Annotated in this window: 13 protein-coding genes; 3 read left to right on the forward strand and 10 right to left on the reverse strand. The window is 37.8% G+C overall.

Annotated features, from left to right (window positions below):
- Window positions 1–11 precede the first annotated feature (11 nt).
- Both ACLJX0_RS02820 and ACLJX0_RS02825 read left to right on the forward strand, forming a co-directional pair.
- Window positions 12–548, forward strand: coding sequence for a DUF4625 domain-containing protein (locus ACLJX0_RS02820; RefSeq protein ID WP_410878213.1), 537 nt, complete (start codon window positions 12–14; stop codon window positions 546–548).
- A 127-nt stretch (window positions 549–675) separates the two neighbouring features.
- A complete protein-coding gene (locus tag ACLJX0_RS02825; RefSeq protein WP_410878306.1) occupies window positions 676–2,781 on the forward strand; it encodes a prolyl oligopeptidase family serine peptidase in 2,106 nt (701 codons plus the stop codon).
- A gap of 86 nt (window positions 2,782–2,867) precedes the next feature.
- Here the strand turns inward: ACLJX0_RS02825 and ACLJX0_RS02830 are convergent, their stop codons facing one another.
- From ACLJX0_RS02830 to ACLJX0_RS02865, 8 genes are all read right to left on the reverse strand, one after another.
- The gene (locus ACLJX0_RS02830; RefSeq protein WP_410878215.1) at window positions 2,868–3,623 is read right to left on the reverse strand and encodes an SDR family oxidoreductase; all 756 of its coding nucleotides are present in this window, start codon (window positions 3,621–3,623) and stop codon (window positions 2,868–2,870) included.
- Between the two features lie 73 nt (window positions 3,624–3,696).
- Window positions 3,697–4,302 (reverse strand): DUF1684 domain-containing protein, encoded by a 606-nt coding sequence (locus ACLJX0_RS02835; protein WP_410878217.1) that lies wholly within the window; start codon window positions 4,300–4,302, stop codon window positions 3,697–3,699.
- Between the two features lie 92 nt (window positions 4,303–4,394).
- A complete protein-coding gene (locus ACLJX0_RS02840; RefSeq protein WP_410878219.1) occupies window positions 4,395–4,868 on the reverse strand; it encodes a Dps family protein in 474 nt (157 codons plus the stop codon).
- A 162-nt stretch (window positions 4,869–5,030) separates the two neighbouring features.
- Window positions 5,031–5,531, reverse strand: coding sequence for a hypothetical protein (locus ACLJX0_RS02845; protein WP_410878221.1), 501 nt, complete (start codon window positions 5,529–5,531; stop codon window positions 5,031–5,033).
- Window positions 5,532–5,612: 81 nt separating this feature from the next.
- Window positions 5,613–6,311 carry a monofunctional biosynthetic peptidoglycan transglycosylase gene (gene mtgA, locus ACLJX0_RS02850; protein ID WP_410878223.1) on the reverse strand — a complete coding sequence of 233 codons (699 nt, stop codon included), beginning with the start codon at window positions 6,309–6,311 and terminating at the stop codon, window positions 5,613–5,615.
- A gap of 118 nt (window positions 6,312–6,429) precedes the next feature.
- Entirely contained in the window at window positions 6,430–7,149 is a 720-nt protein-coding gene (locus ACLJX0_RS02855; RefSeq protein ID WP_410878225.1) for a 3-ketoacyl-ACP reductase, read from the reverse strand.
- A gap of 28 nt (window positions 7,150–7,177) precedes the next feature.
- Window positions 7,178–7,948: a DUF3050 domain-containing protein gene (locus ACLJX0_RS02860; RefSeq protein ID WP_410878308.1), complete on the reverse strand. Its 771-nt coding sequence runs from the start codon at window positions 7,946–7,948 to the stop codon at window positions 7,178–7,180.
- Between the two features lie 90 nt (window positions 7,949–8,038).
- Window positions 8,039–9,217 (reverse strand): acyl-CoA dehydrogenase family protein, encoded by a 1,179-nt coding sequence (locus tag ACLJX0_RS02865; RefSeq protein WP_410878227.1) that lies wholly within the window; start codon window positions 9,215–9,217, stop codon window positions 8,039–8,041.
- Between the two features lie 228 nt (window positions 9,218–9,445).
- Between ACLJX0_RS02865 and ACLJX0_RS02870 the strand changes: the two genes are divergently transcribed.
- Window positions 9,446–10,555 carry a thioredoxin-like domain-containing protein gene (locus ACLJX0_RS02870; protein WP_410878229.1) on the forward strand — a complete coding sequence of 370 codons (1,110 nt, stop codon included), beginning with the start codon at window positions 9,446–9,448 and terminating at the stop codon, window positions 10,553–10,555.
- A 33-nt stretch (window positions 10,556–10,588) separates the two neighbouring features.
- Here ACLJX0_RS02870 and ACLJX0_RS02875 read toward each other — a convergent pair whose 3' ends face one another.
- Complete coding sequence (locus ACLJX0_RS02875) at window positions 10,589–11,692, reverse strand: Fic family protein (protein WP_410878231.1); 1,104 nt, start codon at window positions 11,690–11,692, stop codon at window positions 10,589–10,591.
- A 132-nt stretch (window positions 11,693–11,824) separates the two neighbouring features.
- On the reverse strand, window positions 11,825–12,640 hold the full coding sequence (locus ACLJX0_RS02880; RefSeq protein ID WP_410878232.1) for a DUF4349 domain-containing protein: 816 nt from the start codon (window positions 12,638–12,640) through the stop codon (window positions 11,825–11,827).
- Between the last annotated feature and the right edge of the window lie 120 nt (window positions 12,641–12,760).

Raw genomic sequence — 12,760 nt, forward strand, 5'->3', positions numbered from 1 at the left:
AATTTAAAACAATGAGAAAAATACAATATTTAGCGGTAATTTCAATGGTAAGTGCGTTCGCATTTACATCATGTTCAAGTGATGACAGCACAGATACACAAAAACCAGAAGTAAATTTAATAGCACCAAAAGAAGGTGCGAAATTAGAAGTAGGAAAAGATATCCACTTTGATATGGAAGTATCGGATAATGAAGGATTGGGGTCGTACAATGTTGACATCCACAATAACTTTGATGGACATGGACATTCAGGAGAAAATCATACACATGCCATCAGTACATTAGCTGTGGATACCAAACCGTTTGCTTATAATAAGACGTGGGATTTGGGTGGTAAAAAGAATGATGATGTTCATCACCATGAAATTATTATTGCTGCAGATGCTACTCCAGGTAAGTACCACTTTGTGGTGAAGGTGTTAGACAAAGCAGGAAATCAGACGATGGTATTCCGCAATATTGAAATTGTCCCACAAGGAGAAGGAGACGGTGGAGACCACGATCACGATCATGATCATGACCACGATGACCATAATCACACACATTAAGTAGCCGACCTTAATTGGTTTTTAATTGAAGAAAGCAAGGTGTAATGCCTTGCTTTTGCATTTATTATTAATATATTTACTTTCACAGAATTTAAAAACAGAAATATTTAGTATGAGAAAATCGCTTATGACACTTCTTGTAGCAACTTTGATTATTTCATGTAAAAATGAAGGAGCAAAGGAACAAGTGGCAGATATTCAATATCCTGACACAAAAAAAGGAGAGGTAGTGGATACCTACTTCGAGGTTGAAGTAGCTGACCCTTATCGTTGGTTAGAGGATGATCGTTCCGAAGAAACTGCTGCTTGGGTAAAAGCACAGAATGAAGTAACGTATGGGTACTTAGCTCAAATTCCATTTCGTGATCAATTGAAAAAACAAATGGAAGAAGCATGGAACTATGAAAAAATTGGTGCGCCATTTAAAGAAGGAAAATACACGTATTTTTTCAAAAATGATGGGTTACAAAACCAATCCATCTTATACCGCAAAGACGAAGCGGGAAAAGAAGAGGTATTCTTGGATCCAAATAAATTCTCTACAGACGGAACAACTTCATTGGGAAGCATTGATTTCTCTGAAGACGGAAGTAAAGCAGCTTATGCTATTTCTGAAGGAGGAAGTGATTGGAGAAAAGTAATCGTCATTGACGCAGAAACAAAAGAAGTAATTGGTGATACTTTAGTCGATGTGAAGTTTAGTGGAGTTTCTTGGTTTAAAAATGAAGGATTCTACTATTCAAGTTATGACAAACCAGAAGGAAGTGAGTTATCTGCTAAAACAGACCAGCACAAATTGTACTACCACAAGCTAGGCACTGCTCAAAAAGAGGACGCGTTAATTTTTGGTAAAGATCAAAAGAGACGATATGTAGGAGGTTCTGTAACAGGAGATAACCAATATTTAATCATCTCTGCAGCTAATTCTACGTATGGAAATGAATTGTATATCAAAGATTTAACAAAGGCAAATAGCCCGATTGTTACGATGGTAAACAATTTTGATAGCAGCAGTAGTGTTTTGGATAGCAAAGATGGGAAATTGTATATTGAAACAGACTTTAAAGCACCTAATTCACGCGTTGTAACTGTTGAGGTAACAAAACCACAACAAGCCAATTGGACGGATTTAATTGCAGAAACAGAAAATGTATTATCTCCATCAAAAGGAGGTGGTTATATTTTTGCTTCGTATTTGAAAGATGCGGTTTCTATGGTAAAGCAATACGATTATTCAGGAAAAGAGATAAGAACTATCGAATTACCTGGTATTGGAACTGCAAGTGGATTTGGTGGGAAAAAAGAAGATACTACGTTGTACTACTCCTTTACCAACTATATCACACCCGGAACAATTTATGCTTTAGATGTAAAAGATGGAGCTTCGACAGTATATGAACAACCGAAAGTGAAATTTGATTCGTCTCAATACGAGTCAAAACAAGTGTTCTATACTTCTAAAGACGGAACAAAAGTACCGATGATTATTACGTACAAAAAAGGAACGGAATTAAACGGTAAAAATCCAACAATGTTATATGCGTATGGTGGATTCAATATCAGTCTAACACCGTCATTTAGTATTGCCAACGCCATTTGGTTAGAGAATGGAGGTGTATATGCTGTACCAAACTTAAGAGGTGGTGGTGAGTATGGAAAAGCTTGGCACGTAGCAGGTACAAAAATGCAAAAACAAAATGTATTTGATGATTTCATTGCTGCTGCTCAATATTTAATTGACAATAAATACACTTCATCTGACTACTTAGCAATCAAAGGAGGATCAAATGGAGGATTACTTGTTGGGGCTACGATGACACAGCGTCCGGACCTAATGAAGGTAGCTTTACCTGCAGTAGGTGTATTGGATATGTTGCGTTACCATACGTTTACAGCAGGAGCTGGTTGGGCGTATGACTATGGAACAGCTGAGGATAGCAAAGAAATGTTTGAATATTTAAAAGGGTATTCGCCTTTACACAATGTAAAAGAAGAAGCTTACCCTGCAACAATGGTAACAACAGGAGATCACGATGACCGTGTGGTTCCTGCACACAGCTTTAAGTTTGCGGCAGAGTTACAAGCGAAAAACAACGGAAGTAACCCAATGTTAATTCGAATTGAAACGAATGCAGGACACGGAGCCGGAAAATCCATTGCACAACAGATTCAAGAGCATGTTGATTTACAGGCCTTTACTTTATATAGTATGGGAGTAAAGAAATTGAAGTAAATAGTTACAAATGATTAAATAAAAAGGCTATCTCTTGCTGGAGATAGCCTTTTTTTATGTGCTGTATGTTCGTAGTGTTGCGGTACTTAATTTGCTTTTATTTTTGGAAAACCGCCATCTACGCTGATTTCTGTTCCTATAATAAAAGAAGAATCATCTGATGCGAGGAAAAGAACGGCTTGAGCAACCTCTAAGGCTTGCCCGAAGCGTTTTATCGGAACCTGAGGGGCAAAGGAAGTCGTAAACTGCAGAACCTGCTCTTTAGATAGATTAGAACGATCAAAGTAGTTGGTTTCGATTGGACCAGGTGAGACTGCATTTACTCGAATGTTTTTGCTGATAAGTTCTGCAGCAAAGGTCTTCGTAAAGGATTGAACTGCTGCTTTTGCGGCAGAGTAAACACTAGAATTAGCCATGCCAATTTCAGTCACAATCGATGTATTCAATACAATAGACCCCTTCGGACGTAGAAGGGGGAGTACCTGTTGTACGGTGAATAAGGTTCCTTTTACTAATACATCAAACATCTCATTATAATGCGCTTCATCGATGAGTTCCAGAGGCGCATATTTTCCAAACCCCGCATTGACAAATACAAGATCTAAATGGGATACCTGTTGACGGATTAAATCGTGCAATTGGAGTAAATCTGTCATAGATCCTGCATCAGAAACAAACCCCAAGGTATTATTTCCAATTTCAGCGACTGTTCGTTCTACTGTTTCTTTTGTTCGACCTGTAAGGATGACTTGAGCGCCTTGATCACTGAATAATTGTGCGGTTGCTTTACCTATACCACTTGTGCCTCCTGTCACTAGGGCAATCTTTCCTTTTAATTTCATCTTTCTATCTTTTAAAAGACCAAAAATAAAAGGGTGATACAAGCGCTACAATCCGTTTCTTGCTATGTTGATTTTAGTACTTATAATTTTTAATTCCTGCATTAATCTCTGCATTAATATCATTTTGTGGCGGTGGAATAGGACAAGAGAATTTAGGATTATACGCACAGTATGGATTATAGGCTAAGTTAAAATTAAGTATAATAGTCTCTCCTTCTGGTATTTCAAGATCTATATAACGACCACCTCCATACGTACTCACGCCTGAAGTTAAATCCGTAAAAGGAAGGAATAAATGGTCTTTGTACTCTTCTTGATTGCGGAGATTTACATCTTGAAATAAATCTAATTGTTGAGGTTTACCGTTTAGGGTAAAAGAAGCTTCTCCGTATTTAACGTAAATGGGTTTGCGCTCCGTGGTTGTAGGCATCTCGAATGGGACTTCGTCAGGCGTACGTGTGAATTGTGCTTCTATAATAAAGCGCTCATTGACAGGAAAAAAATCTAAACTGACAAATTTCTTTACCGCATCAGGCACTAAAGGGGAGGTTTCTTTATTGGCAAACTCTTTATTTAAGCTTTTTTGAAATAAAAGTGCTTTTTCCGCTTCCGTTTGGGGAGAAGACGTACAAGCGTACTGTAGCAGCAGTACAGCACCAAGCATAATCAATCGTTTCATTGTTTTTTATATTGTTCTGGGTTGGCCGTAAAAATAACAAAAAAGGTTTGCCTTTTAAAGACAAACCTCTATAATAAATGCAACTAGGATAATTACTTGATATGGGCACGTAACATCCACGCAGCCTCTTCGTGTTTTTCTAACAATGCCGTTAAGAAATCTGCTGTTCCTTGATCATGCATATCGTCAATAGCATCGATATTCTCTCTTAAATAAAGGATAATCGCTTCGTGATCTTTGCATAAATCTTTAATCCAAGAGGCGCTGTCATTTCCTTTATTATCTCTCGATTCAGATAAGGAGGTTAATGCTAGGTATTCTTTTAAACTACTCGGCGCATAATGCCCTAAGTGACGGATTCTTTCTGCGATATCATCTACATCTATAATAATAGATTCGTATTGCGACTGAAAGAATAAGTGCATAGAATGAAAGTCAATACCTTCCACATTATAATGTGCATTTCTTGTTTTTGTGTAAAGGACGAACTCATCTGCTAATAATTTGGCAAGTTTGTCTGTAACTTTTTGTCTAACGTCGTCTTTTAAACCAATGTTTGTTTTCATAGTTTTTGATTTTTTAGTTGCTTACAAATTACAAAAAAAGAGGGACTTTTACGCTATCTAGTATGATAAATAAAAGATAAAATCGCGTTTTTTAGATAAAATGTTTCGCTTGTGTGTAAAGAGGGGCAAAAAAAAAGATCTCCTAAGAGATCCTTTTTTGGGTTATTTTTTCAATTTATCTGCGGCATTTTCTAAGCCTTTTTTAGTTTCTTTTGCGGCTTCATTTATGTCTTGTTTGGCTTTATCCGCTTTTTCTTTTGCATCTTCTTTCAACTCTTCTGCTTTTTCTTTGGCATCTTCTTTCATTTTATCTGCCTTTTCTTTTGCGTCTTCTAAAGATTTAGCTGCTTCGTTTTTTAACTCTTCCGCTTTATCTCCAGTGTAGTTGATTGCTTCCTCTGTTTTTTGCTTTGTTGCTTCCCAAGCTTTTTGAGCGTCATCTAGTGTTTTTCTAGCTGCTTCTTCTGCTGCTTTGTCTCCACTTTTTACCGCTTCTTCAAGTGCTTGTTTTGCTTCTTCAAATTTTAGCTCAGCTTCTGCTTGAGCCTCTTTCAATTCTGTTGAAGTAACAGTATCAGTTTCCTTCGGCTCGGTCTTGTTGTCTTTACATGAAGTGGCGAAAAGTAAGCCACCAATAGCTAATGATAATACGATTTTTTTCATAACAATTATTGTTTAAGTTTGACTACAAGTTATGAAAAAACAAACTTAAATTAAAATTTTTAACTAAAAAGATGGTAAAATTTACTTTTTCTTCTTTTTACTTAAATCCAAAGAGCCATACCCTGTGATATAACGGGAAATGGTCTGTTTGCGCTTGCTGACATACGGACCTGATTTCACGGGGTTGTATCTTCTCGGGCTTGGTAAAATGACGGCTAATCCTGCTGCTTCATTCACGGTAAGCTTGGCTGCGCTTTTTTTATACCAATGTTGAGCGGCTGCTTCGGCACCATAAATGCCATCACCCATTTCGATACTGTTGAGGTATACTTCTAAAATGCGCTCCTTTGACCAAAAAAACTCAATCAAAACCGTAAAATAGGCCTCGAATCCTTTGCGAATATAGCTGCGACCAGGCCATAAAAATACGTTCTTGGCGGTTTGTTGCGAAATGGTACTCCCTCCTTTGATACGCTTTCCCTTTTCATTGTTTTTCATCGCTTTCTCAATCGCTTTGAGATCAAAACCACTGTGACTTAAAAAATGTCCATCTTCACTGACAATGACTGCTTTTTGTAAGTTCGGACTGATTTGATCTAAGGATACCCAATCGTGTTGTAGTGTAAAAGGTTTTCCTTCTTTCTTTTGCTCGTATAACCGTATAAACATCAAGGGTGTATAGGGTACAGGGACAAAACGAAAAAAAATAACAGAGAAGATGCTTAGAGCAAAGAACCACAATACCAGCTTTAAAAGAAAGCGTAAAAGTTTGCGAACCATAGATTTATACGATATAAAAACGAGTACAAATGTACTAACATATTGCGAAATCTAATTCACGGATGAAAAAAAAATACAAAAAAAACGCTACCTGAACGAGCTAGCGTTTTTAGGTGTTTTATACCGGATTTGTTGTCCATAAGGAAGCGGTTTTCAACATTGCTCTTCGCGGTAGTTTCAGGGTAGCAACAAGCAATTCCGCAAAATCTTCGGGTTGTAAGATGTGCTCGGGATTGCCGTCTGTTAAGCCTAATTCAATGGACATATCGGAGGCAATAGTACTAGGCGTTAAGGTACATACGCGAATATTGTTTTTGCGCACTTCTTTCATCAGTGATTCTGATAGCCCAATAACCGCAAATTTTGATGCGGAATAAGCCGAAGTAGTTGCATTTCCATTTAATCCTGCCGTAGAGGCTACGTTAAAAATATCTCCTTCGTTTTTCTCAATTAAATGTGGCAGTACTTCACGGGTTACATTATAAACGCCCATCACATTGGTTAGTAAGATTTCCTCCCAGCGTTCGGCTGGCATATCGATAAATTTTCCAAATTCAGAAATTCCAGCATTGTTTACCAAAATGTCCACCCCTCCTAGGTTTTCGATGACTTGCGCAATTGCTGTGTGAACGGCTGCTTTGTCTACCACGTCAAATACAGCGTAGGTGGCTTTAACTCCCAATGAAGTAAGTTCCGCTACCGTTTGTTGTAGACGTTCCTCATTTCTTCCCGTGATAGCCACGTTAATCCCTTCTTTTGCAAAAGCGAGTGCAGTCGCCTTTCCTAATCCTCGACCACCGCCTGTGATAATTGCATTTTTTCCTTTTAATGTACTCATAGCCTTGTGTTTTTATATATAAAGTGAATTAATTTGATTCTATCGTACGTTCAATCGCATTCCATAACCCATAGCGTTTAACTAGGGCTTCTTTGGAGATGCGAATTACATCCTGCCACTTTTCTTCGTCTGAACCACAAAGTTCAGTAATCATTTGCATCGCCATCGGACCGTGCTCATCGCCGTCTAGTTCAATATGACGTTCAAAGTAATAAATTAATTTGGACAAATCGGTTTCGGGAAAGTTAAGTTGGAACCCCTGTAGTATTTCGGTGAACATATCCGGAATCAAATCTTCGCGACCAAAGGTAAACGCTGCTGCAATTTCATGGGGTTTTCCTTGAGCTATCACGTCAAAGGTAAAAGAGAGAAACGCTTTAATCTCTGAATCTACTTGTAGTGCTGCAATCGCTTGATTGATAGTTTGCCCTTTTTGTAATTGAACCAAGAAATCGGTTATAATTTGAGTATTAGCCTCAGCACCTTTCATTGCGTCAAGGTACATCTCAAAATGACTCAACCGCTGCCCATCCATTGCTAAATCCGATTCTTCTGCCAATACAATTTCGTTGATTAAATATCGTGTTTGTGGATAAGGCGAAGCGAACCAAGGAATAGTAGTACAGGTAAGTTTTTGCTGTAGAGCTTTGAGTAGCGACATAAAATCCCAAACGGCATAGACATGACCTTCCATGAATTTTTGCAAATGAGTAATCGTTGTTATTTTTTGATATAAAGGATGCTCTAATAAGGCGTTGCGTTCTGGGGTAATCAGTTGATTAACGGTTTGAATATTCATCATGTTTTAAGAATTTATACAAAAATAAAAAAGCTTCTCGGCAAGGAGAAGCTCTTTATATAAAGTTTATCTATTTTGTTATAAGCTAGACTACTTGAATGCTGGGAAACCTGTAACATCCATCCCTGTAATTAACAAGTGGATATCATGTGTTCCTTCGTATGTTACAACAGATTCTAAGTTCATCATGTGGCGCATAATTGAATATTCTCCAGTGATTCCCATTCCTCCTAACATTTGACGTGCATCACGAGCAATTTCTAAGGCCATGGCTACGTTATTGCGTTTTGCCATAGAAATCTGAGCAGTAGTGGCTCTTCCTTCGTTTCTCAACACACCTAAACGCCAAGTTAATAGTTGTGCTTTTGTGATTTCAGTAATCATTTCAGCTAGTTTCTTTTGCTGTAATTGGGTTGCTCCAATCGGTTTGTCAAACTGGATACGCTCTTTCGAGTAGCGTAACGCTGTATCATAACAATCCATCGCCGCTCCAATAGCTCCCCAAGCAATACCATAACGAGCAGAATCTAAACAACCTAGTGGTGCTCCTAATCCTGATTTGTTTGGCAATAAATTTTCTTTTGGAACTTTTACGTTGTCAAAAATAAGCTCTCCTGTTGCAGAAGCTCTTAATGACCATTTGTTGTGTGTTTCTGGTGTAGAGAAACCTTCCATTCCTCTTTCTACGATTAAGCCGTGAATTCTACCTTCTTCGTTTTTCGCCCAAACAACTGCAATATCAGCGAAAGGTGCATTCGAAATCCACATTTTTGCTCCATTCAATAGGTAATGATCGCCCATATCTTTGAAGTTCGTAATCATCCCACCTGGGTTAGAACCATGGTCTGGCTCTGTTAAACCAAAACAACCGATCATTTCTCCAGTTGCTAATTTTGGTAAATATTTATTGCGTTGTTCTTCGTTACCGTATTTCCAAATCGGATACATGACTAAAGAAGACTGAACAGATGAAGTTGAACGTACACCTGAATCCCCTCTTTCAATTTCTTGCATAATTAAACCATACGAAATTTGGTCTAATCCTGCTCCTCCGTATTCTGTTGGAATATAAGGACCAAATCCTCCAATTTCAGCTAATCCACTGATAATCTGTTTTGGGAATTCTGCTTTTTGAGCATATTCTTCAATAATTGGAGATACTTCTCTTTTAACCCATGCTCTCGCTGCATCGCGAATCAATTTGTGCTCTTCTGTAAGCAAATCATCTAAAAGATAGTAATCTGGCGCCTGAAATAAATCTGGTTTCATAATATTCTTAAGTTTATCAGTTGTGACAACAAAAATAAGTAATATTTACATATGTGCAATTTTTGGGCGTGAAAGTATATTTAAATTGCCATTATTTTACTCGAAATGGCGAGTTGTACGCATTTTCTTGGATTCGTATACTCTTTTGATTCGAGATGTGTTTTTTGCCTATGATATTTGTTAAAATAACGTAAATTGCTCGTTGAGTTTAACCACCAACGAATAATTATGATTAAAAATTTAGTATTAGGCACCGCTGTACTTTTAACAGCGAGCGTTTTTGCACAAGATTCCCTTCATTTTAAAGGAAATATAAAGGGAATAGAGCATGATGCGCAAGTTTGGCTCAATGCAGGAAAAGAACAAAGGGAAATTGAAGTTACGAATGGGAAGTTTGATATGCGTATACCCCTTGAAGGACCCGAACATGTCTACCTCTATGTCAAGCAAGGGAATGATTTTAGGTATACTGCTTTTTATCTCGGCAAGGAAGATGTGACTATTGAAGGGGATATCGCTGATTTTCCGATGAATATTCAAGCAAAAAACTCTCAGCACGATGCCTTGCGTTACCAAGATTATTTAGAAACAAAGGATTTGCAGGAGCAAATAGACGAATTAGAGGAGGAAGCTTATGAATTAATGGAAGAAGGGGAGGATAAAGATCGTTTATACGAAATATATATGGGGGTTCCTTCGGGTAAAATTACGGTATTGGAGGCACAGGTAAAAGCAAAAGAATTCGATTTTATTAAAAAACATATCAATACGGATTATGGTCGTTCAAAGCTTATGTTCACTACTGGTGATTTTACGAGCGAACAATTTCAAACGTTAGCAGCACTTGTGGAACCCAAATATAAAAACACCAAAGAAGTACAATACTTGCAACATTTGGCAGATTATCCAGCGTTAGAAGTAGGGGATGGGTACTATGATTTTAAAGCCTTGGATCTGAATCAGCAAGAAGTTTCATTTTCTTCTCTTTTTAAAGGGAAATATGTCTTACTTGATTTTTCAACCTTACACTGTAGTTATTGTCAAAGAGAGGCGCCTTTAACGGCTGAAATAGCAGAGCAACTAAAAGCTAAGATGGATCATATTACGTATTATGTAGATGAAGATGCGGAAGGTGTCCAAGCGTATTTTGAATTAAAAGGAAAAAAGGGGCAAGTGTTGTGGAATAGAGAAGGTCGATTTCATCCCATACAAGCTCAATATCGAGTGAGTACTACCCCGAGTTATGTGTTATTTGATCCCAAGGGAAAAGTAGTTGCCAACTGGATAGGGGCGCAACAAAATTTTCAAGAAATATTGTCGCAATTAATAAAGAAGTAAAGTAAGAGGCTATCATCAACGATAGCCTTTTTTTTAAAGTAAATTTAAGTGATAGCGAACGGAACGACCTGCTCCAGTTGTAATAAGGAGTTTTTTTTCTACCAAATCTTGTAAATCACGGGTGGCAGTAGCTTTAGAAGCTTTGGTCATGGATTGGTATTTTTTGGCGGACAAGTCGCCTTTAAAATTTTCTAAACCAAAATCAAAAAGTTTACGCAACACTTTATGTTGACGTTCGTTAAGTTGGGCTTGATGTTGATCAAAAAAATGTGCTTTTTTGATAATGAGGTGAATGGTTTCTTTGGCTTGTTGTTGTGCCATAACCAATATATCGCTGAAATAGTTAATCCAAGTGGTGAGATCTAAGGAGCGCTGTGCCTCTTTGAGCGCCAGATAATATCTTGTTTTATCTTGTTCAATCGTCTTGGAAATGCTTAAAACTAAAGGGAAATGCAGAGATTCAGCCAGGCATTTTTCTGCTAATGCGCGTCCAATACGTCCATTGCCATCTTCAAAGGGATGAATAGATTCGAAGTAAAAATGACTAATCGCTGTTTTTAATAAGGCGTGTTTAAAATCCAAAGGAGCTACTTCATAGGTTTGATACCACTGAACAAACTGCTTCATTTCTTTGGGTACTTGGGTAGAAGGAGGTGCTTCATAATGAATAATTTCTTTGCCATAGGAACCTGAGATTAACTGCATGGGGTCACAACCTGTTCTGTATGCACCCGCTTGTATGGAAAAGGATTGTGCAAACAAAATGCGATGCCAGTTTTGCAGCAGAGACTCAGACAATGGTTTATAATGACTTGCGCGAATTTCGACCATAAGTTCACTAATCCCCTCTGCACGGGAATCAAAAATGAGGTGTTTCGGTACCGCTAGTCCTATTTTATTTTTGATGGAGGATAAAATATCTTGACGGCTGTAAAATTCACCTTCAATTTCTGATGTTTTCATAGCCTCATCAATCATAAATTGGAGCAACGTTTCTTGTTTTACCTCTTCTTGTAAGGTATCCAAAATGCCTTTTACTTCACCAAAAAACAAGGTAAATGCAGACACACAGGAATCGAGAATCGCGGTGTCATAGGTGAAATTAGGCCAGTTTTTGTGTTGCCAATTGTACTGCATGAGTCAATTTAATTACGTAATCGGCTCAAATATACGAAAAAAATGAGCCGATTAGTCTTTATAATCGGCTCATTTTGTTGTAATATATTGATTTATAGGGTTTAATTTAATTTTGTAAGTCGAGAATCTAATTTACCCTTTCGATTGTCTCTTGCGTTTGATTCTTCGTCTCACAAAAAAGAGTATTCCCAATGTAATCAGGATAAAGGGCCAAATGTAAAATAGACCAAGGGTAAAGGAAACGAGATTGTCCCATCCTTCAGCAAAGGCAGAAGTAAATTCAGAACCGAAGGAAGTGGTTACTTCTTGTTTTTCGTAAAAAACAATGGCGAGTGTACTATAAGCTATGTTGTTTTTTAGGTAGTTAAATCGACCTTCATAGGATTCAATATCAGAACGCAGGGTTTCGATTTCCTTTTCAATGGCGAGTATTTCCTCCACTTTATTAGCTTTACTCAACAACGCTTTATAGCGATTTTCCAGCTCCTTTTTTGTGCCAATACGCGATTCTACATCGATAAATTCTTCGGTTACATCTATGGCTTTGATGTTTTGGTTTTCTACTTTGTGTGCCGTGGAGGTAATGTCAGCCAATAGCTTTTCGAAATGCTCCGCAGGAACACGGACGGTAAGGGTATAGGTAGATTGATTCTCGTAGGTATCTACGTGATCTTGTGCCAAGTATCCTTGTTGGGCAGCGAGGCTTGTAGTGATTTGTTTTCGCGTTGCTGCGGCATCCGTCGTCTCAAATCGAATACTTCCCTCCTTGATGATTTTGCGTTCCACAGCTTGTTGTGAAAGGGCTTCCTTCGGCGTTTTTGATACTCCATCAGGAGAACCAAGGTATTCTACCGTTTCTGCATTTACGCTCTCGTATTTTTTATCACAAGAAGCTAAAGTCGCGAGGGATACTAGTCCTACAAAGATAAAGAATAATTTTTTTTTCATCGCTCTATTTGATTAAGGTACAGGTTCACGCTGTTGACAGCATGTTTCCCTTTTAGGTGAATTAAAGGTATAAAAAAGAAAAGGAGAAAACGCAGGTAGTTCCTTTATTTTTTAGTGAAT

Source organism: Myroides sp. DW712, assembly GCF_046557355.1.
Lineage (GTDB): Bacteria > Bacteroidota > Bacteroidia > Flavobacteriales > Flavobacteriaceae > Flavobacterium.